We start from the raw sequence: 23,384 nt of genomic DNA, 5'->3' as shown, positions 1-23,384 counted from the left end.
GTTGCTGGTGCTATGTTGACGACGCTGTCGGTCTTGTCCTTGGAAAATTACTGCTGGGTGGTTAGGGGAACGAGTGAGTGCCAACCCATTCGACGATGACAATGGTCGCTTCTTCGTACTCGTCAACGATGAGGAGCAGCACAGCCTTTGGCCGGAATTCGCCGACGTGCCCGCCGGCTGGCGCGTGGTGTACGGCTTGGCCGACCGGGCCGCTTGTCTTGAATACATCGAGCAGAACTGGCCCGATATACGACCGAAGAGTCTGCGCGAAAGGCTGGCGCAGGACGCGGGTCGCTGACCGACCAGCCATCTGGGCATCGGCGGCGTCATGACAACACTTGAGGGCGAACTCAAGCACAGCGACTCGCAGGAACCTTCGGTCGAAGAGGTTTTGACCGATATCTACGCTCATGTGCTGGGTGTGGAGCGCGTCGGTGTCGATGAGTCGTTCTTCGACCTCGGCGGGGATTCGTTGTCGGCGATGCGGGTGATCGTCGCCGTCAACGCCGCGCTGAACGCCGACCTGCGCGTGGGTACCCTCTTCGAAGCGCCGACGATAGCCCAACTGGCGTCGCGGATCGCGGGCGATTCCGGGCGGCTCAAACCTCTGCGCGCCGGTCCGCGGCCTGCGGTCGTGCCGTTGTCCTATGCGCAGAGCCGGTTGTGGTTCATCGACCAATTGCAGGGCGCGTCCCCCGTATACAACCGGGCGGTGGCGTTGCAGCTTCGTGGTCAGCTCGACGGACAGGCGCTGGGTGTCGGTCTGACCGATGTGGTGCGCCGACACGAAGCGCTGCGGACGGTCTTCCCGGCTGTCGACGGAGTTCCCAGGCAGGTCGTGTTGCCGGCCGCGAGTGCCGACTTCGGCTGGCAGGTGGTGGACGCGACGGGGTGGCCCGCCGAACGGCTGGCTGCGGCGATCAAGGAAACGGCCCGCCACCCATTCGATCTGTCTATCGAGATTCCCTTGTGGGCAAAGCTTTTCAGGGTCGATGCGCAGAATCACGTGGTGGTGGTTGTGGTCCACCACATCGCCGGGGACGGTTGGTCGATCAGCGTTCTCGCGAGTGACCTGATTGCGGCCTACATCAGCCGGTGCGCCGGGCGGGCGCCGGACTGGGCCCAATTGCCCGTTCAGTACCCCGATTACACGCTGTGGCAGCGGGAAAATCTCGGGGATCTGACCGATTGTGACAGTCCGCTCGCGGCTCAGGTGGCCTACTGGGAAGAGACCCTCGCCGGGATGCCGCAGCGGCTGGAGCTACCCACCGATCACCCCTATCCGCCTGTCGCCGATCATCGGGGCGATCAGGTCCGCGTGGACTGGCCGGCGCTGTTGCAGCGGCAGATTCACCAGCTTGCCCGTGAGCACAACGCCACCAGCTTCATGGTGGTACAGGCCGCACTCGCTGTGCTGTTATCACAGCTGAGCGCCAGTCCTGATGTGGCCGTGGGCTTTCCGATCGCCGGCCGCGGGGACCCCGCACTCGACGCCCTGGTGGGATTCTTCGTCAACACCCTGGTGCTGCGGGTAAACCTGGACGGCGACCCCACTTTCGCCGAATTACTCGCCCAGGTGCGCCAGCGCAGCCTGGCCGCCTACGAGCATCAGGATGTGCCGTTCGAGGTCCTGGTCGACCGGCTCAACCCTCCTCGCTCGCGGACGCACCACCCGTTGATCCAGGTCATTCTGAACTGGCAGAACAACGACCCCACCGTCGGACTGGTGGCGGGCGACTTGCAGATCACGCCGGTTCCCGTCGACACCGACACCGCCCGTATGGATTTGGCGTTCTTCCTGATCGACCGCGTCTCCCCGAGCGGGGAACTCGACGGCATCGGCGGGCGGGTGGAGTTTCGGACCGATGTGTTCGAGGTGAGCACGATCGAGGCGCTCATCGCGCGGCTGGAAACGGTGCTGGCGGTGGTCACCGCCCATCCGCGACAAGCGTTGTCGAAGCTGGACCTGTTAGACGACGGTGAACGCGCCCGGTTGGCCAGGTGGGGTAACCGCGCGACACTGACCCGTCCGGCCCCCGCCGCGACGTCGATCCCAGCGGCGTGGGCGGCCCAGTTGACCCGCACACCCACGGCGGTCGCGCTGACCTACCGGGACCGGTCGTGGACCTATCGTGAGCTCGACGAGGCGTCGAACCGGTTGGCGCATCTGCTGTCTGGTTTCGGGGCAGGTCCGGGCGAAGTGGTGGCGTTGTTGATGGAACGCTCCGCGCAGGCCGTGATCGCCATCCTGGCCGTGCTCAAGACCGGCGCCGCCTACCTGCCGCTGGACCCCGGGCTGCCCGCCTCGCGGCTGGACTTCATGCTCGACGACGCCGCGCCTTGCGCAGCCCTCATCAGCGCCGGCCCCGGCACCTCGCTGACCGGGCGAGAGTTGCCGACGATCGATGCCGCCGCCTTCGATTCCGCTGAACTGCAATCGAGTTCGTACACAGCCTGGCCCGGGCCGGATCCCGGGGACATCGCCTACCTGATGTACACCTCCGGAACCACAGGTGTTCCGAAAGGTGTGGCCATCGACCACCACAACGTCACGCGGCTGATGGGGTCGCTGGACGCGAAGCTGGGATACGCGCCGGGGCAGGTGTGGACACAGTGCCACTCCCTGGTTTTCGACTTCTCGGTGTGGGAGATCTGGGGAGCGCTGCTGCACGGCGCCCGGCTGGTAGTGGTGCCCGACGACGTGGTGCGCTCACCCAACGACTTCTACGCCCTGCTGGCCGCCGAACAGGTCAGCGTGCTCTGCCAGACCCCGTCGGCGTTCTATGCGCTGGCAGCCGTGGACGCGGCTCAACGCGGTGTCGCCGGGCGGCTTCCGTTGCAGGCTGTGATCTTCGGCGGTGAAGCGCTGCAGCCGCAGCGCCTCCGGGGGTGGCTGAACAACAACCCGACGTCGCCGCGGCTGTTCAACCTTTACGGGATCACCGAGACGACCGTGCACGTCTCGGTGCGAGAGATCGTCGCGGCCGACGTCGACTGCATCGTGAGTCCGATCGGGGTGCCGTTGCCCGATATCACGTTGTTTGTGCTGGACCGCTGGTTGCGAACGGTGGCCGTCGGGGTGGTGGGCGAGCTGTACGTGGCCGGCCAGGGGGTTGGGGTCGGATATGTGGGCCGGGCGGGATTGACCGCCTCCCGGTTCGTGGCGTGCCCGTTCGCCGGCGCGGAAGCTGCCGGAACACGCATGTATCGCACCGGAGACCTGGTGCGGTGGGGTCCCGACGGCCAGCTCGTCTACGTGGGACGTGCGGACGAGCAGGTCAAGATCCGTGGGTACCGGATCGAGTGTGGTGAGGTGGCCGCCGCGTTGGCGGAGGTCGACGGGGTGGAGCAGGCCGCGGTAACGGTCCGCGAAGACCGTCCCGGCGACAAACGTCTGGTGGCGTACGTCACCGGATCAGTCGCGGCGAATCTGGACCCGAACGGGGTACGTGCCGCGGTGGCGGAGCGGCTGCCGTCCTACATGGTGCCGGCCGCGGTGATCGCTCTCGAAGCGCTGCCGCTGACGATCAACGGCAAACTCGACACCAAGGCCTTACCGGCGCCGGCGTATGCCGACGACGATCACTACCGGGCCCCCTCGACGCCGATCGAAGAAATCATCTCCGGTATCTACGCTCACGTGCTCGGCCTCGAGCGGGTCGGTGTGGATCAGTCGTTCTTCGACCTAGGCGGCGATTCGCTGTTGGCCATGCGGGTGGTCGCGGCGATCAACGGCGCCCTGGATGCCGGTCTTGCCGTCCGGACCCTTTTCGATGCGCCGTCGATCGCCCAGTTGGCGCCGCGGGTCGCAGTGGGGGACAACCGGACAGAGCCGCTCGCGGCGTTCTCGCGGCCCGCCGCGATTCCGCTGTCGTACGCTCAGAACCGGTTATGGATCATCGACCAGTTCCAGGGGCCGTCCGCGATCTACAACATACCGGCGGCCTTGCGGATATGTGGCCCGCTTGATGTCGAGGCACTCGGTGCCGCGCTGACCGACGTGGTGAGCCGCCACGAGAGCCTCCGCACGGTGTTCACCGCGGTCCAGGGAGTGCCCAGTCAGACAGTGATCCCGTTGCGGCAGGCTGACTTCGGCTGGCGCGTCGTGGATGTGACGACGTGGCCGGCGGACCGGATCACCGCGGCGCTCGCTGCCACGGCGTGTCACCACTTCGACCTGGCGAGCGAAATCCCGCTACGCGCGGCACTTTTCAAGGTCTCAGAGCAGGAACACGTCCTGGTGGTGGTCGTACACCACATCGCCGGCGATGGCTGGTCGGTCGGTGTGCTGGCGGCCGACCTGGGTACGGCGTATGTGGCCCGGTCTGCCGGACAGGCACCCGGCTGGGCTGAATTGCCGCTCCAGTACGCCGATTACACGCTCTGGCAGCGCCGGGCCCTCGGCGATCCGGCCGATCCGGACAGCCCGGTGGCCGGTCAGCTGCGGTATTGGGAGCAGGCGCTGGCCGGGCTGTCCCCGTATGTGGAGTTGCCCACCGACCGGCCGTACCCGCCGGTGGCCGAGCACCGCGGGGACAAAGTCGCCATCGAATGGCCGGCCGCGGTGGCCCGACGGGTGCGTGAGGTCGCCGGTGCCTACGGTGCGACCAGTTTCATGGTGGTCCAGGCCGCGCTGGCCGTGCTGCTGTCCAAGCTCAGCGGCAGTCGTGATGTGGCGGTCGGCTTTCCGATCGCCGGTCGCGGCGACCCGGCACTGGACGGGGTGGTGGGATTCTTCGTCAACACCCTGGTGCTGCGGGTCGACCTGAGCGGGAATCCGAGCTTCGCTGACCTGCTCGCCCAGGTGCGGGAGCGCAGCCTGGCCGCCTACGAGCGTCGCGATGTGCCGTTCGAAGTGCTGGTCGAACGCCTCAATCCAGCCCGCTCACTGACCCATCACCCACTGATCCAGGTGATGCTGGCCTGGCAGAACAACACCGCTCCCAGCCTCGCGCTGAGCGATCTCGACGTCACGTCCATTCCAGTCGAGACCCACACCGCGCGAATGGATCTGGCGTTCTCACTGGCCGAACAGAGCACCGAGGACGGCCGGCCCGCGGGGATCGCCGGGACCGTGGAGTTCCGCACCGACGTGTTCGACGCGGCTACCATCGACGCGCTGGCCGGTTGGCTGGAGACGGTACTGGTTGCCGTTACCACCCACCCGAAGCACCCGCTGTCGTCGGTAGATCTCGTCGCGGCCGAGGAGCGGTATCGGCTGAACCGGTGGGGAAATCGCGCGGTGCTGACCCAGCCCGCACCGCCCGCCGTGTCGATTCCGGAGGCGTGGGCGGCGCAGGTGTCGCGCACCCCGATGGCGGTGGCGTTGACCTGCGGAGCGCATTCGTGGACCTACCGCGAACTCGACCAGGCCTCGAACAGGTTGGCCCACTACCTGTCTGCTCGCGGCGCGCATCGCGGAACTCTAGTCGCGCTGGTCTTCTCGCGATCCGCCGAAGCGATCGTTGCGATGCTGGCGGTGCTCAAGTCGGGCGCCGGCTACCTACCGGTCGACCCGGCGCTCCCGCAGGCGCGGATCGGGTTCATGCTCGCCGACGCCGCGCCGGTGGCCGTGATCACCACCACCGGGCTGACCGAGCGCCTCGAGGTGCACGGCGTGCCCGTCATCGACATCGCCGACCCTTACCTGCGGTCCTGCCCCGTCACACCGCGGCCGATGCCGACTCCCGACCATCTTGCCTACCTGATCTACACCTCAGGCACCACGGGTGTGCCGAAAGGCGTGGCGATCACCCACCACAACGTCACGCAACTGTTGCGCATCACCGGCTTCTTCGGCCGCCCGGACCAAAGCGGCTCAGCCGCATTCGCCGCGACACAGTGGCACTCGTATTCGTTCGACGTCTCGGTCTGGGAGATCTGGGGCGCACTGCTGCGCGGCGGGCGGTTGGTGATCGTGCCGGAGGACGTGGCCGCCTCGCCCAGCGAATTCCATGACCTGTTGACCGCCGAGCGCATCGACGTGCTCACCCAGACCCCTTCTGCGGCAGGCATGTTAGAGGTTGCGGGGCTGGAGGCGACAGCGCTGGTGGTCGGCGGTGAGGCCTGCCCGCCCGAGCTGGTGGATCGATGGGCCCCCGGCCGGGTGGTCATCAACGCCTACGGACCCACCGAGACCACCGTGTACGCCGCGATGAGCGCACCGCTGCAACCGGATTCGGGTGCGCCGCCGATCGGGTCACCGGTGTCGGGTGCGGCGCTGTTCGTCCTGGACCGGTGGCTGCGTCCGGTGCCGACCGGTGTGGTCGGCGAACTGTACGTCGCGGGGCGGGGTCTGGGGGTCGGGTACTGGCGGCGGGCGGCCCTGACGGCGGCCCGTTTCGTGGCGTGCCCGTTCGGCGGACCGGGATCACGCATGTACCGCACCGGCGATCTGGTGCGGTGGCGCGTTGACGGGCAGTTGGTTTACCTCGGGCGCGCCGACGAACAGGTCAAAATCCGTGGCTACCGAATCGAGCTGGGGGAGGTTCAGGCCGAACTTGCCGCGGTCGACGGTGTCGGCCAGGCGGTGGTGGTCGCGCGTGAGGACCGTCCCGGCGACAAGCGTCTGGTCGGATATGTCACCGGGGCATGTGACCAGTCCCGCATTCGCGCCACCCTGGCCGAGCGGTTGCCGTCGTACATGGTGCCGGTCGCCGTGGTCGCGCTGGATGCGTTGCCGCTCACCGTCAACGGCAAACTCGACGCCCGCGCCCTGCCCGCGCCGGAGTATCAGGACACCGACTGGTACCGAGCGCCGGACGGCGTCGTCGAGGAGATCCTGGCCGCGATCTACGCCGAAGTCCTCGGACTCGATCGCGTCGGCGCCGACGAACCGTTCTTCGACCTCGGCGGGGACAGCATCCTGGCGATGCAAGTGGTGGCGCGTGCCCGGGATGCGGGCGTGGTGTGCCGGCCGCGTGACGTTTTCGTCGAACAGACCGTCGCCGGGGTGGCGCACGTCGCCGTTCTCACCGACGACGACGCCCGTCCGGCCGACGAAGGCATCGGGGAACTGGTGCCCACCCCGATCATGCGCTGGTTGCAGAGTCAGCGTGGAGCCGTTGATCAGTTCAACCAGACGATGGTGCTGCAGGCGCCGGCCGGCGTCACCGAAGCCGACGTCGTGGCGATCCTGCAGGCCTTGATCGACCGGCACCCGATGCTGCGGCTCACGGGCGACGCTGACGGCTGGTGGGTGCCCGAACCGGGCGCGGATGCCCGCGGCCGGCTGCAGCGGGTGCCCGACATCACGCCGGAGACGTTGGCGCAGGCCCGGTCCCGGCTGGACCCGGCGGCCGGTCGGATGCTCTGCGCGCAGTGGGATGCCGATGCCGGTCAGCTGGCCTTGGTCATCCACCATCTGGCCGTCGACGGCGTGTCCTGGCGGATTCTGCTGCACGACCTCAATACGGCCTGGGGCCAACTGAGCGGTGGCCGTGAGGTGGCGCTGGCTCCGGCCGGCACCTCCTTCCAGCGCTGGGCGTCGTTGCTGAACGAGCACGCCCATGCTCGGTCGGTGATCGACACGGCCGACACGTGGCGGCAGCTACTGACCGCCTCGACCCAGCTGCCGCCGGTGCAGCCCGAGGTGGACACTCTGGGCACCGCCGGGCACGTCTCGGTGGCCTTGGACACCGATACCACCCGGATGGTGCTCGCAGCGGTGCCGACGGCGTTTCACGCAGGGGTGCAAGACATTCTGTTGATCGCATTCGCCCTGGCGTGGGCCGAGTTTCTCGGCAGTGACGGCGCGCCGATTCTGGTCGACGTCGAGGGACACGGGCGTCACGACGAGTTAGCGCCCAGGATGGACCTGTCGCGCACGGTGGGCTGGTTCACCACCAGATACCCGGTGGCCCTGACCGTCGCGGGACCCGATTGGGCCCAGGTGGTGACCGGGGCCGGGGCGCTCGGGTCAACCATCAAGGACCTCAAAGAGCAACTGCGCGGTGTGCCGCATCCCATCACCTACGGCCTCTTGCGCTATCTGAACAACGATGTCGATCTGTCCGGGGCCGAGCCGGCGATCGGTTTCAACTACCTGGGCCGCCTCGGCGCGCCCGCCAAGTCGGATGGCCAGGGCTGGTCGATCGGCACCCGAGTCGCCGACAGCAACGCGGGGCTGTCGCTGTCGCTGATGCACACCGTGGAGGTGAACGCCTTCACCGTCGACACCGAGGCCGGCCCACAACTGCACGCGGACTGGATGTGGGCACCGTCGGCGCTGGACCGGGTGCAGGTGAACCGGTTGAGCCAGTTATGGTTTGAGGCCCTCGGTGGCATCTGCGCGCAGGTGCGCGGCGGTGGGGGCGGGTTGACGCCGTCGGACATCGTGCCGGCCCGGCTGACCCAGGAACAGATCGACGAACTGCAGTCGCAGTACAGCATCGTCGATGTGCTGCCGCTGACCCCCGTGCAGCAAGGTTTGCTCTTCCACGCCGCCGCCACCGGCGGCGACGTATACGCGGTGCAACTGGATTTCGAGATCGTCGGTGCTCTCGACCCCCAGCGGCTGCGTGATGCCGTGCAGATCGTTCTCACCCGGCATCCGAATCTGGCGGCCCGCTTCTGTGACCATGAGCCGGTTCAGCTCATCCCGGCCGACCCTGCGCTGCCGTGGCAATACCTGCAACTCGGCACCGACGAGCAGGTCCGGCAGGTGTGTGCCGCCGAACGCGCCGCGGTGTGCGACCTCGCGGATCCACCTTCCTTCCGCGCGGCCTTGATTCGCACCGGGGAGGACCGGCACCGGTTGGTGCTGACCAATCACCACATCGTCGTCGACGGCTGGTCGATGCCGATCATCCTGCGGGAGATCTTCGCCGCCTATCACGGGCAGCGGTTACCGGCGGCCGTGCCCTACCGGCGCTTCGTGACTTGGCTGGCCGACCGAGACGGCGTGGCCGCCGGGGGAGCCTGGCGGCAGGCGCTGCAGGACTTCGACACCCCCACGCTGATCGGTACGCCCGGCCGGTCGGGGCCCGGCCCTCGGCGCGCGACTTTGTTCCGGCTACCTGCCGCTACCACGCGGGCCCTCAACGAGCTGGCGCGCGCTCACCACACAACTGTCAATATTGTTCTGCAGGGCGCATTTTCGCAGCTTTTGGTGCGCTTGACCGGTCAGCACGACATCGCCTTCGGCACCACCGTATCGGGGCGGCCTGCCGAGGTGGCCGGTGCCGACGCGATGGTGGGCCTGTTCATCAACACGGTGCCGGTGCGCGCGAAGCTCACGGCGGGGACCACCACGGCGGACCTGCTGAGGCAGTTACATGGCGCGCACCGCGACACCCTCGAGCATCAGCACCTGGCGCTCACTGAGATCCATCGAATCAGCGGTCACGACATACTCTTCGACACGCTGTTCGTGTATCAGAACTTTCCGATCGACGCCGCGGCGCTCTCGGATGCCGACGGGTTGGTCATCTCGGAGATGTCGCGGCACGACTACAACCACTATCCGCTGACGATCCAGGCGCTCCCCGGCACCGAACTGGGGTTGCGGGTCGAATTCGACCCCGACGTTTTCGACCCCGCCGGCATCGACGCGCTGATCCGTGGCTTCGAGCGGGTACTGGGCGCGATGACGGCCGATCCGGGCCGGCCGCTGTCGTCGATGGACGTCCTCGATGACACTGAGCGTGCCCGCCTGGTGCAGTGGGGTAACCAGGCCGTGCTCATTCGGCCGGTGCCCGCGGCGGCATCGATTCCAGTTTTATGGGCCGCTCAGGTCGCGCGGTCGCCCGACACGGTAGCGCTGCGCTTTCAAGGTGATTCGATCACCTATCGCGAACTGGAGGACACTGCGAACCGGCTCGCGCACACATTGTCCAGGGCCGGCGCGCGCCCGGGAACATCTGTGGCGCTGGTGTTTCCACGTTCGGCCCAGGCGGTCGCGGCGATCCTGGCGGTCCTGAAAACCGGGGCCGCGTATCTGCCGATCGATCCGGCACTGCCGGAAGCCCGCATCGCCTTCATGCTCGAGGACACCGCCCCGGTTGCCGCGGTGACCACCGGTGCGCTGGCCGACCGGCTCGCCGGGCATGACCTACCTGTCATCGACATCAATGAGCTTGCGGATCTCGGCAGTCCACCGGGCACCGCCTTACCCGCGCCTGGACCCGACGACATCGCCTACCTCATCTACACTTCGGGCACGACCGGCGTCCCGAAAGGCGTTGCCGTCAGCCATCGCAACGTCACGCAACTGCTCGGTTCGCTCGGTAGCCACATCCAGCACTCGGAGCAGGTGTGGTCCCAGTGGCATTCGCTGGCGTTCGACGTCTCGGTGTGCGAGATCTTCGGTGCCCTGTTGTCCGGCGGCCGTCTGGTCGTGGTGCCCGAATCGATGACTCGCGCACCCGAGGAATTTCACGCACTGCTTGCCGCCGAACGGGTGACGGTGCTGAGCCAGACACCTTCGGCGTTCTACGCGCTGCAGGCCGCCGACCGGCTGTCACCGGCTGCAGGCCGGTCGCTCCAACTCGAAACGGTGTTGTTCGCCGGGGAAGCACTGGAACCGCAACGTCTTCGGGCCTGGCTGAGGAATCACCCACGATCGCCGCGTCTGCTGAACCTGTACGGCACCACCGAGACCACGGTGCACGCCTCAGTGCGGGAGATCGTCGCGAGCGATGTCGACGCCGGCGACAGCCCCATCGGTGTGCCGCTGAGCCATCTAGGGTTCTTCGTGCTGGACGGCTGGTTGCGTCCGGTGCCGCCGGGGGTGGTGGGGGAGTTGTACGTGGCCGGCAGTGCCGTGGGAGTGGGGTATTGGCGTCGTGGTCCGTTGACGGCGGCACGGTTCGTAGCCTGTCCGTTCGGGCGAAGCGGGGCACGGATGTACCGCACCGGGGACCTGGTGTGCTGGGGAGTGGACGGTCAGCTCCGCTATCTGGGGCGGGCGGACGAACAGGTCAAAGTCCGCGGGTACCGGATCGAACTCGGCGAGGTGCAGAACGCGCTGCTGGCCTGCCCGCAGGTCGACCAGGCCGTTGCCGTCGTGCCGGACAACGTCACCGGCGGTGCAAACCTCGTCGCTTACATCACCCTGTCGCACGACACCACAGCCGCACCGGATACCGGTCGGGACATGGAGATCGTCGAACAGTGGCAGCATCTCTACGACGACCTGTACGGGCCCGGCGACGGTGCCGCCGCAACGGGTTTCGGCCAGGATTTTCGGGGCTGGAACAGCAGCTACACCGGTGAGCCCATCCCCGTCGAGCAGATGCGGGAATGGCGTTCGGCCACGGTGGATCGGATCCTGGCCCTGCAGCCGCGGCGCGTGCTGGAGGTCGGCGCCGGCTCCGGACTGCTGCTGTCGCAGATCGCTCCGCACTGCGAGGAGTATGTCGCCACTGACCTGTCCGGGGTCGCCATCGGCAACCTCGCGGCGGCATTGCGGCACATCCCGTGGCGTAACCGCGTGCGGCTGCTGGCCCAGCCCGCCCACGTGCGGGCCGGACTGCCGCACAACCACTTCGACACCGTCGTCCTCAACTCGATCGTCCAGTATTTCCCGAACGCGGGGTACCTGAAACAGGTCATCGACAACGTCATGGACCTACTGGCCCCCGGCGGCACCCTGTTCTTCGGCGACATCCGCAATCTCACCCTGCGGGGCGCGTTCTACACGTCGGTCGCGTATGCCCAAACCGCCGGCGACGCCGACGAGATCCGCAGAAGGGTCCGCCGCGCCGTCATCAGCGAATCCGAATTGCTGCTGGCGCCCGAATTTTTCACGACCTGGGCGGCCGATCATTCGGCGGTGGCCGGGATCGACATCCAGCTCAAACGTGGGTCCGCCGACAACGAGCTGAACCGGTACCGCTATGACGTGGTCGTACACAAGTCCCCGGCATCGGTGCGGTCACTTGCCACCGCACCCACGTGGCCCTGGAGTGGGGATGCGCAGTTGCTCGCCCGGTTGCGCTCCGATCGTCCCGGCGCCGTGCGCATCACCGGCATTCCCCGCACCGGACTGATCGGCGACGTACTCCGCGAGCAGTCCCTCGTCGCCGGTCTGTCCCTGGCCGACGCCGGGACCCGTGCTGAGAGCGTCAGGCCCGAAGAGCTGTACCGCCTCGGGACGGCCGCCGGATACCGCGTCGCGGTCACCTGGGGTGCCCAGCCCGGCACCCTCGACGCCGTCTTCCTGACCGACGAAGCGCCATTGACCGATGTGTATCTGTCCGGCAAGGACATTCGGCGGGGCGCCGCTCATGCCAACGACCCGCACACCAGCAGCACGATCGATGCGGTGCGCCGGCAGTTGAGCGCGCAGCTGCCCGCCTACATGGTGCCGGCGCACATAGTGGTGCTCGAGGGGTTCCCGCTGACATCGTCGGGCAAGTTGGACCGCAAGTCTCTGCCGGCGCCGGAATACCAAAACGCGCAACACTATCGGGCCCCGGTCGGCGTCGTCGAGGAGGTGCTGGCCGGGATCTACGCCCAGGTGCTGGGGTTGGCGCGGGTCGGCGTGGACGAATCCTTCTTCGAGTTGGGCGGCGACAGCATCCTGTCGATGCAGGTGGTCGCGCGGGCGCGGGCTGCCGGGGTGCTCTGTAAGCCGCGCGACATCTTCGTGGAGCAGACCGTCGCCGGGGTGGCCAGGGTGGCCACGGTCACCGACGGCGCCGTCGGCGTGGTCGACGACGGCGGCGGGCCGGTTGCGGCCACTCCGATCATGTGGTGGTGGCGCGGCCTCGAAGGCGGCCGCGACCAGTTCAGTCAGGCCGTGGTGTTGCAGGCGCCCGCCGGCGTGACCGAGGACGACGTGGCGGTCGTGCTGCAGGCCCTTCTCGACCACCACCCCATGCTTCGGCTACGAGTGGTCGAAGACGCGTCGGGGGATTGGTCACTCACGGTGCCCGACCCGGGTTCGGTGTCCGCGGCGAGTTGCCTGCAGACAGTGCCGGAATGGTCCGATGAGGCGCTGACAGCGACCCGGTCGCGCCTGCGGCCGGCCGCAGGGGTGATGTTGAGCGCCCTGTGGGTGGCCGGCGATCGACAGCTGGTCTTGATGATTCATCACCTGGCCGTCGACGGCGTATCGTGGCGAATCCTGCTCAGCGACTTGATAATTGGGTGGGCTCAGCAGAGTCATGGACAGCCGGTGGCGTTGTCCGGAACCGGCACATCTTTTCGGCGCTGGGCGTCGCTGCTGGGCGAGTATGCGGGCCGCCCCGAGGTGGTGCGGACGGCGCGGGCATGGCGGCAGGTGTTGGCGACTCCCGCGGCGCTACCGGCGGTTCGTCCGGACGTGGACACCCACGCCAGTGCCGGCCACCTGTCGGTGTCTCTCGACGCCGAGACCACATCCATGCTGCTCGGTGCCGTACCGGCAGCCTTTCATGCCGGCCTGCAAGACATTCTGCTGATCGCCTTCGGTTTGGCATGGGCAGAGTTCGCCGGCCGCGGGTGCACCGCGATCGGCATCGACGTCGAAGGGCACGGACGTTACGAGGACGTGGTGGCGGATGTCGACCTGTCCCGCACCGTCGGTTGGTTCACCACGAAATACCCGGTGGCCCTCGACCTGGACCGGCTGGACTGGACGCAGGTCGTCACCGGCGACCCGGCGCTGGGCGCAGTGATCAAAGCAGCCAAGGAACAGCTGCGCGCGCTCCCGCACCCGCTGACCTTCGGGGTGTTGCGTTACCTCAACGAGGACGTCGACCTGTCCGGCCCCGACCCGGCAGTCCTGTTCAATTACCTCGGCCGGCTGGGTGATTCGCCGGCGCTGCTGCCCGCAGACGGTTGGCGCCCGGTGCAGCGGCCACTACCCACTGACGCGATCTCGACTCCGTTGACGTACGCCGTCGCGGTCAACGCCGGCACGCTCGACACCGGGGAAGGGCCGCGCCTGCAGGCGAACTGGACATGGGCGCCCTCGGCCCTGGACCAAACGCAGGTCAGTCGGCTAGGCCAACTCTGGTTGGACGCGCTGGCCGGCGTATGCGCGCACGTGCGACGCGGCGGAGGGGGGCTGACGCCGTCCGACATCGCTCCGGCCCGGTTGAGTCAGTGCCAGATCGATGAGCTGGAGTGCGGTCAACCGGTCGCCGACGTGCTGCCGCTCACCCCGTTGCAACGAGGGTTGCTCTTTCACGCGGACACTGCGGAGGACGATGTCTATGCGGTGCAACTGGATTTCACCGTCAGTGGCCCGCTCGATCCCGCGCGCCTGCACGCCGCGGTCCAAGCCGTGGTCGCGCGGCATCCCCACCTCTGCGCCCGATTCACCGAAGAGTTCGACGAACCGGTGCAGATCATCCCTGCCCGCCCCGAGGTGCCGTGGCAATACCTGGAACTCGAGAACCACCAGATCGAGGCGGTGTGCGCGGCCGAGCGCGCCGCCGTGTGCGACCTGACGAATTCGCCGGCGCTGCGGACGGCCCTGATCCGCACCGGCGAACACCTGCACACCTTCGTGCTCACGAACCACCACATCGTGCTCGACGGCTGGTCGCTGCCGATACTGCTGCAAGAGATCTTCGCCAGTTATCACGGGCACCCGCTGGCTTCCCCCGTGCCGTTTCGCCGTTATGTCACCTGGCTCGCCGATCGAGATGTCTCCGCGGCCCGGGCCGTATGGCAGGAGATGCTGGCCGGTTTCGAGGTACCGACGCTCGTCGCGCCGGGCAATCAGTTGCAGGCAGGGCGGCAAAGTGCTGCCTCGTTCACGCTGCCCGCCGAAATAACCAGGGCGGTCGGCGATTTGGCGCGCTCCTGTCACACCACCGCCAATATTGTGCTGCAAGGCGCGTGGGCGCAGCTGCTGATGTGGCTGACCGGCAGCCGCGACGTCGTCTTCGGGACCGTCGTCGCCGGGAGGCCGTCCGAGCTAGCCGGCGCCGAGACGATGCTGGGACTTTTGATCAACACGGTGCCGGTGCGCGCCACGATCACCGCGGCCACCACCACCGTAGAACTCGTCGACTTTCTGCAACGCGCCAACAACGACACCCTGGAGCATCAGCACCTGGCGCTCAACGAAATCCATCGCATCGCCGGCCAGCAACTGCTGTTCGACACGCTTTTCGTATACCAGAACTACCCGGTGGACACCGCGGCGCTGCTCGATGCCCAAGATCTGGTCATCGCCCAAGGCGTCGGCCGCGATCTGACCCACTACCCGTTGACCATTCGCGTCCTGCCAGGGACCGAGTTGACCCTGCGGGTGCAATTCGACGCCGACCGGTTCGCCGCCGAAGACATCAACACGCTTGTCGCGCGGTTCGAACATCTGTTGGCGGCCATGACCGCCGACCCGGCGCGCCGGTTGTGCTCTCTCGATGTGCTCGACAGCGGTGAGCATGCCCGGCTGGCCGAGTGGGGCAACCGGGCGGCGCTGAGTCGACCGGCCGGCGAGACAGCGTCGATTCCGGTGTCGATAGCGGGTCTGTGGCGTGCTCAGGTTGCGCGTACCCCCGCGGCGGTCGCGGTGTGCGCCGACGGCGATTCGATGACTTATCGCGAGCTCGACGACCTCGCGGATCGAATGGCGCAGCTGTTGGCAAGACACGGTGCCGGCCCTGGAACGGTTGTCGCTCTGCTGCTTTCGAGATCCGCCCAGGCCATCGCGGCGATTCTGGCGGTGCTGAAAACGGGGGCAGCCTATCTGCCGATCGACCCGGGGCTGCCCGCGGCGAGGATCGAATTCATGCTCACCGACGCCGCGCCGATGGTCGCGCTCACCACCGGCGCCCTGGCTGCTCGGCTCGACGGGTTCGCCGGCCCGGTGATCGATGTCGATCAGTCTGAACTGTACGAGTTCCCGGGTCCACCGCTGCCGGGACCGGCGCCCGACGACATCGCCTACCTCATCTACACCTCTGGCACTACCGGAGTTCCCAAAGGTGTTGCCATAACTCATCACAACGTGACCGGGATGCTCAGTGTGCTGGCTGACCGCCTGCCGCGCCGGGGAGTGTGGTCGCAATGTCATTCGCTGGCTTTCGATTTCTCGGTGTGGGAGATCTTCGGCGCGCTGCTCAGTGGTGGGCGGCTGGTCGTGGTGCCCGACTCAGTGGCCCGTTCGGCGCAGGACCTCCATGCCATGCTGGTCGCTGAAGAGGTCAGCGTGTTGAGCCAAACCCCTTCTGCCTTCTACGCGTTGCAGTCCGCAGACGCGGTCAGCTCCGAATCGAGCCTTCGATCGCACCTCGAGACCGTGGTCTTCGGTGGCGAAGCGCTCGAACCGCAGCGGCTCGGCGCATGGCTGGACGACCACCGCGGCTTGCCGCATCTGCTCAACCTCTACGGCATCACCGAGACGACGGTGCACGCGTCGGTACGGAAGATTGTCGCCGACGACCGCGAAAGAGCTTGCAGCCCTATCGGAAGGCCGCTGAATCACCTCGGCTTTCTCGTGCTGGACGGCTGGCTGCGACCGGTGCCCGTGGGTGTGGTGGGTGAGCTGTATGTCGCCGGTGCGGGGCTGGGAACCGGTTATGTCGGACGGCAGGGGCTGACGGCAGCGCGATTTGTGGCGTGCCCGTTCGGCGCTCCCGGAACCCGCATGTATCGCACCGGGGACTTGGTGTCGTGGGGTGCCGACGGGGAACTGCTGTATGTGGGGCGGGGTGATCATCAGGTCAAGATCCGTGGCTACCGCATCGAACTCGGAGAAGTTCGCGCGGCTCTGGCCGGGTTGCCCGGGGTGGAGCAGGCCGTGGTCATCGCCCGCGAGGACCGTCCCGGGGACAAACGGCTCGTCGGCTACCTCACCGAGTCAGTGCCCGGTGTGGTCGACGCGTCCGCGGCGCGGCAAGCGCTGGCTCAGCTGGTGCCCGCGTACATGGTGCCGGCCGCGCTCGTGGTAGTCGACGCGATGCCGTTGACCGTCAACGGCAAACTCGACCAGCGGGCTCTGCCCATGCCGGATTACGGTGCCGGGGTATCTCGTGCTCCCGCCAATCCGCTGGAGGAGATCCTGGCCGATATCCAAGCGCGGGTACTCGGTTTGGAGCGGGTAGGAGTGGAGGAGTCGTTCTTCGATCTGGGCGGGGATTCGCTGTCAGCGATGCGTCTGGTCGCCGCAGTCAACACCACACTTCATGCCGGGCTGTCGGTGCGTATGGTGTTCGAGTCGCCGACAGTTGCCCTGTTGGCGGCGCGCGTCGGTTCCACCCCTGCCGGGCGGGATCCGCTGACCGCGGGCCGGCGGCCCGCCGTAGTTCCGTTGTCGTCCGCGCAGAGCCGATTGTGGTTCTTGCACCAATTCCACGGCCCGTCAGCGATATACAACATTCCGGTGGTGTTGCGGCTGCGCGGGCAGCTGGACGAGAACGCCTTGGGCGCGGCGTTCGTCGACGTAGTCACCCGCCACGAAATCCTGCGCACGGTGTTCGCGATGTCGGAGGGGATACCGCAGCAGGTGGTGCTGCCCGTCGACAAGGCGGACCCGGGCTGGCGCACCGTCGACGCGACAGCGTGGCCGGACCGGCAGCTCACCGGGGCCATCGAGGCGGTGGGCCGGCACGCATTCGACCTGACCACTGAAATCCCGATACGCGCAGAGCTGTTCGCGGTTGCGCCGGACGAGCACCTGCTGGCGATCGTCGTGCACCACATTGCGGGGGACGGGTGGTCGATCGCCCCGCTGGCCCGCGACCTCGGGCTGGCCTACGCGGCGCGGTGCGCGGCCGGCTCGCCGCAATGGTCGGAGTTGCCGGTTCAGTACGCCGATTACGCGCTGTGGCAACGAGAGAGCCTCGGCGATCCGTCTGATCCGGCCAGCCGGTTGAGTCGCCAGCTGGCCTACTGGGAAGACGTGCTGAGCGGCCTTCCCGAACGGGTGCAGTTGCCCACCGACCGCCCCTACCCGTCGGCGGCCGACTATCGCGGTGCCAGCGTGGCGGTGGATTGGCCGGTGCAATTGCAGCGGCAGGTGCGAGATCTGGCCCGCGAGCACCATGCGACCGCTTTCATGGTGGTGCAGGCTGCGCTGGCGGTGTTGTTGGCCAAACTCAGCGCCAGTACTGATGTCGCAGTTGGGTTTCCGGTCGCCGGTCGCAGCGACCCGGCGCTGGATGATCTGGTGGGGTGTTTTGTCAACACCCTGGTGCTGCGGGTCGATTTCGTCGGTGACCCCACGGTGGGTGAGCTGCTGGACCAGGTGCGCGAGCGCAGCCTGGCCGCCTACGAACACCAGGACGTGCCTTTCGAGCTCCTGGTCGAGCGACTCAATCCGACCCGGTCACTTACCCACCACCCGCTGATCCAGGTGCTGTTGGCCTGGCAGAACAACATCGCGCCGCGTTCGGTCCTGGGCGAGCTACAGGTCGAGCCGCTGCCCGTCGATACCCACACCGCCCGAATGGATCTCGCATTTTCGCTGTCCGAGAGATTCACCGGGACCGGAGAACTCGCGGGGATCGGTGGGTCGGTGGAATTCCGCACCGATGTCTTCGACACGGCCACCGTCGAGAACGTGGTGTCGCGGCTGCAGCGCCTCCTGCAGGCCATGACGGCCGGGCCGAACATGCCGGTGTCGTCCCTGCACCTGCTCGAGGCCGCCGAACTGACGAGACTGTACGGCTGGGGCAACCGCGCCGTGCTGACGCAACCCGCACCGCCGGCGACATCGATCCCGGCGGCTCTGGCTGCCCAGGTCCGGCGCACTCCCGACGCCGATGCGCTGACCTGTGACGGGCGGTCGATGACGTATCGACAACTCGACGAGGCGTCAAATCGCCTGGCACATCTGCTCGCCGAGCACGGCGCGGCGCCGGGGGCCTGCGTGGCGTTGCGGTTCGCAAGGTGCAGCGAGGCCATCGTGGCGATAGCGGCGGTCCTGAAGACGGGTGCCGCCTACCTGCCGATCGACCCGGCCTGGCCGGCGGCGCGGGTCGAGTTCATGATCGGGGACGCGGCGCCCGTCGTCGCCCTCACCGGGCAGGCCGGCAGCTTCGACGGCTACGACCTGACGGTCATCGATATCGGCGACCCGAGAATCGCCAACTGCCCCGCCACCGGCCTGCCGGTGCCCTCGGCGCAGGACGTCGCGTACCTCATCTACACCTCGGGCACCACCGGAGTACCCAAAGGCGTTGCTGTCACTCATCACAACGTCACCCAACTCATCGGGACGCTGGATGACGCGCTGCCTCCCGCGGGCGTCTGGGCGCAGTGCCACTCCTATGCCTTCGACGTCTCGGTGTGGGAGGTCTGGGGTGCGTTGTTGCGCGGCGCCCGACTGGTCGTGGTGCCCGAGGACGTGCTGGCGGCACCCGACGACTTCCACGACCTGCTGGTCGCCGAGCAGGTCAGTGTGCTCGATCTGAGTCCGTCTGCGGCACAAGTCCTTTCCCCGCACGGCCTCGAGTCCCTGGCCCTGGTGGTCGGTGGTGAAGCCTGCCCGGCCGATGTGGTGGACCGGTGGGCCGCCGATGGCCGGCTGATGATCAACGCCTACGGACCAACCGAGGCGACGGTCGACGCCGCCAGAAGCGCGCCGCTGACGGGCGGCGTGCCCCCGATCGGATCGCCGGTGTCCTCGGCGGCGCTTTTCGTCCTGGACGAGCGGTTGCGGCCGTCGCCCGCCGGGGTGGTGGGGGAGTTGTATATCGCGGGGCATGGCCTCGGCGTGGGGTATTGGCGCAGAACGGCTTTGACCGCTTCGCGGTTTGTCGCGTGCCCGTTCGGCGGGACCGGAACACGGATGTACCGGACCGGGGACCTTGCTTACTGGGGTGCTGACGGGCAGTTGCGGTACGTCGGGCGCGCCGACCAGCAGGTCAAGATCCGCGGCTACCGCGTCGAACTCGGAGAGGTGCAGGCAGCGCTGGCCACCGTCGAAGGGGTCGATCACGCGGTGGTGATCGCCCGCGAGGACCGTCCCGGGGACACCCGCCTGGTGGGATACGTCACCGGAACAGCGGATGCGATCCGGGCCCGCGCCGAGTTGGCCGGCCGGCTGCCCTCGTACCTGGTGCCCGCCGCCGTGGTCGCCGTTGACACAATCCCGTTGACGATCAACGGAAAACTCGATTTCCGCTCCCTTCCGGCACCGGACTACCACGATGCGGTCCAGTATCGGGCTCCCGCCACCCCCGTCGAAGAAATCCTGGCGGCCAGCTACGCCGAGGTTCTCGGCCTGCCCAGGGTCGGCGTCGACGAGTCGTTCTTCGATCTGGGCGGCGACAGCATCTCCGCCATGCGGGTGATCGCCGCGATCAACAAGGCCCTCGATGTGCCGGTGAGCGTACGCACCCTGTTCGACACACCCACGGTGCGCGGACTCAGTCGGGTGATCGGCACCGCACCGGCCGTCGATCCGCGCTATGCCGCCGTGCACGGGCGGGGCGCCAGCGAGATTCACGCCGCTGATCTGTCGCTGGACAAGTTCATCGACGCGGCGACGCTGGATGCTGCGCCCGGCCTGCCGGGTCCGAGCGCGGAGGTGCGAACCGTCCTGTTGACCGGCGCAACCGGTTTCGTCGGGCGCTACCTGGTCCTGCAGTGGTTGCAGCAGCTGGAACTGAGCGACGGGACACTGATCTGCCTGGTGCGTGGGCAATCGGACGAGGACGCGCGGCGGCGCCTGGACGAGACCTTCGACAGCGGCGACCCGCAATTGTGGCGCCTCTATCAGGAGCTGGCCGCCGACCGCCTGCAGGTGATCGCCGCCGACAAGGACCAGGTCGATCTGGGACTTGACCGGCAGACCTGGGACCGCCTGGCCGAAACGGTTGACCTGATCGTGGATTCCGCGGCGGCGGTCAGCGCGGTCCTGCCCTATCGCGACCTGTTCGGGCCCAACGTGGTGGGGACCGCCGAACTGATCCGGCTCGCCGTCAGCACCAAGCTGAAGGCCTACACATTCGTGTCCACAGCTGACGTCGGGCGCCAGGTCGAGCCGTCTGAATTCACCGAAGACGCCGATATCCGAGTCGTGAGTCCCAGCCGCGCCATCGCCGCCGACCCGGCCAACGGCTACGGCAACAGCAAGTGGGCCGGTGAGGTGTTGCTGCGTGCGGCCAATGACCTGTGCGGGCTTCCGGTCACGGTCTTCCGATGCGGCATGGTGCTCGCCGACACCAGCTTCGCGGGCCAACTGAACCTGTCGGACACCTTCAGCCGGATGGTGCTGAGCCTGGTGTCGACCGGCATCGCGCCGGCATCGTTCTACCGACCCGATCCCGACGGCAACCGGCCGAGGGCGCATTTCGACGGTCTGCCCGTCAATTTCGTCGCCGAGGCGATCACCACCCTGAGCGCCCAGAGCGCTTCCACGGTGACCGGGTTCCAGACCTACCACGTCATGAATCCGCACGACGACGGCATCGGACTGGACGAGTACGTCGACTGGCTGGTCGAGGCCGGCTACCCGCTCCGGCGCATCACCGACTTCGGCGAGTGGGTGCGCCAATTCGAGGCCACCCTGCACACCTTGCCGGAGTGGCAACGCCGCCACTCCGTGCTGCCGATGTTGGCGGCCCGCAATTCCGCTGCGGTGCAGCCACTCCCGCCGACGAACGGGTCCTACGCGCCCACCGATCGATTCCGCGCCGCGGTGCAGGAGTTCAAGATCGGTCCCGACAAGGACAATCCGGATATTCCGCACATCTCCCCGCCGGTCATCGTCAAGTACGTGACCGATCTGCAGTTGCTCGGACTGCTCGGTGGAGGAACACCCCAATGCTGAGTCTGCTGCGCCCGCACTGGGTCTCGATGACCGTGAGTATGTCGCTGCTCAGTGCCGCGACAGTACTCATCCTCTGGCAACCGCTGCTGGTCGGCCGGCTCGTCGACCGGGCGACGACGGGTGCGCTGAACCTGGGCGCCGCCCTCGCGGTGCTCGCTGTTCTGATGTGCCAGCTCGCGCTGGAAGGTGTGGGGCACTTCCAGCTGGACCGCACCGGTGAAAGGATCGTGCTGCGGCTGCGCACCGAGTTCACCGAACATGTCGTACGCCTGCCCATCGGACTGCTCGACCGGGCCCGCACCGGCGACCTGCTGGCCCGCGGAACGAGCGATGCCGGGCAGTTGCGAGACATGCCCCGCGCCGTGGGCGACATCGCGTTCGGAATGCTGACGCTGCTGGGCGCGGGAGCATTCATGCTGTCGATCGATGCGCTCACCTTGTGTGTGGTGGTAGCGGTCATGACGGTTGCGTTCGGTGCCGGTAGCCCGTTCCTGTCCCGGATCCAGCGTGACTCACTGAATCGCCAAGTGGCCTTGAGTGACTACACGGCCGGCTTGGACCGGGCGCTGGGCGCGGCACGCACGGTCAAGCTGTTCGGGGCCGAAGGCCGCGAAGTGGGATTCATCGGTCTCAGCGCGGCAGCCGCCTACCGGGCCGGGGTGCGGGTGGCGTCGTCCACGGCCATCAACATCCTGGCAATCCGGCTGGGCGTCACGGTCTCGTTCCTGACCATCATGGTCATCGACGGACGCCGGGTGGCCGACGGAGGACTGTCCGTGGGTCACTTCGTCAGCCTCTTCGCTTTCGCCATGTACGCGGTTTTTCCGATCACGGCCGGCTTCGCCGCGCTCGCCACCTTCCGCACCGCCGCGGGTGCCTATGAGCACCTCGTCGCCACCCTGCGCGAGCTGCCCGAGGGCGACGCACCGGTGCGTGCGGAGGCCGCCGCGCCGCCGAGCCCGATGCCGCACCAGGCCGGCGCGCCACTGGTCGAGTTCGATCACGTGTCGTTCGCCTATGGTTCCGGCGCAGCGGTGCTCGACGATGTCTCCTTTACACTTCACGGAGATCAGATCACCGCGCTGATCGGCCCGTCCGGCGCGGGAAAGTCGACGATCCTCGCGCTGTTGTGCCGCTTTCACGATCCGGACGCCGGGACGATCCGGTGGGAAGGCCAGGACATCCGCACCATGACGCTGCGGGACCTGCGCGGTCGGCTCGGGCTGTTGGAGCAGGACGCGCCCGTGCTGCACGGCAGCGTTCGTGACAACCTGCTGATCGCCGACCCCGACGCCACCGACGACGACCTGTGGCGCGTCCTGCGACAAGCAAACATCGCCGACGAGATCGCCCGTCTACCAAACCAACTCGACAGCCCAGTGCTGGAGCGGGGCCGCAGCCTGTCCGGTGGCCAGCGTCAGCGACTGGCCCTGGCCAGGGCTTTCCTGTCCCGGTCGCAGCTGATCCTGATGGACGAACCGACCTCACATCTCGACCGCGCCAACGAGTACGACGTCATGGCCAATCTGCTGCACGCGCGCGGGCGGCGCAGCATTCTCGTGGTGGCGCACCGTTTGTCCACCGTCACCAACGCCGGGCAGATCCTCGTTCTGCAGGGCGGCCGCATCCAGGCCACTGGAACCCATACCGAGCTGATGGGCACGCCGATCTACCGCGAATTGATCGAACACGAACTCGTGCGGCACTAGAGAGCCAGGGGAGAGAT

At 67.6% G+C, this 23,384-nt stretch carries 2 protein-coding genes and 1 pseudogene; all 3 read left to right on the top strand.

Annotation, left to right across the window (positions count from 1 at the left end; all coding sequences use genetic code 11):
* The first annotated feature begins 73 nt into the window (after positions 1 to 73).
* The 3 genes and pseudogenes from AO501_RS24000 (at position 74) to AO501_RS23990 (ending at position 23,367) form a co-directional block, all read left to right on the top strand.
* Complete coding sequence (locus tag AO501_RS24000; protein ID WP_055580069.1) at positions 74 to 298, top strand: MbtH family protein; 225 nt, start codon at positions 74 to 76, stop codon at positions 296 to 298.
* Positions 299 to 21,658: pseudogene (locus tag AO501_RS40555) on the top strand (non-ribosomal peptide synthase/polyketide synthase); the annotation flags it as partial.
* Positions 21,652 to 23,367 carry an ABC transporter ATP-binding protein gene (locus AO501_RS23990; RefSeq protein WP_055580067.1) on the top strand — a complete coding sequence of 572 codons (1,716 nt, stop codon included), beginning with the start codon at positions 21,652 to 21,654 and terminating at the stop codon, positions 23,365 to 23,367. The pseudogene AO501_RS40555 and the gene AO501_RS23990, both read left to right, overlap by 7 nt.
* Positions 23,368 to 23,384 lie beyond the last annotated feature (17 nt).

Origin of the sequence: Mycobacterium gordonae (genome assembly GCF_001417955.2) — a bacterium.
GTDB classification, from domain to species: Bacteria; Actinomycetota; Actinomycetes; order Mycobacteriales; family Mycobacteriaceae; genus Mycobacterium; species Mycobacterium gordonae_B.
Note: the sequence above shows the minus strand (reverse complement) of the source record. Positions and strands in the feature narration are given on the sequence as shown.

Bases quoted from the DNA above. Each gene is read 5' to 3' on its own strand.
- AO501_RS23990 (WP_055580067.1), top strand. From the start codon at position 21,652: ATGCTGAGTCTGCTGCGCCCGCACTGGGTCTCGATGACCGTGAGTATG.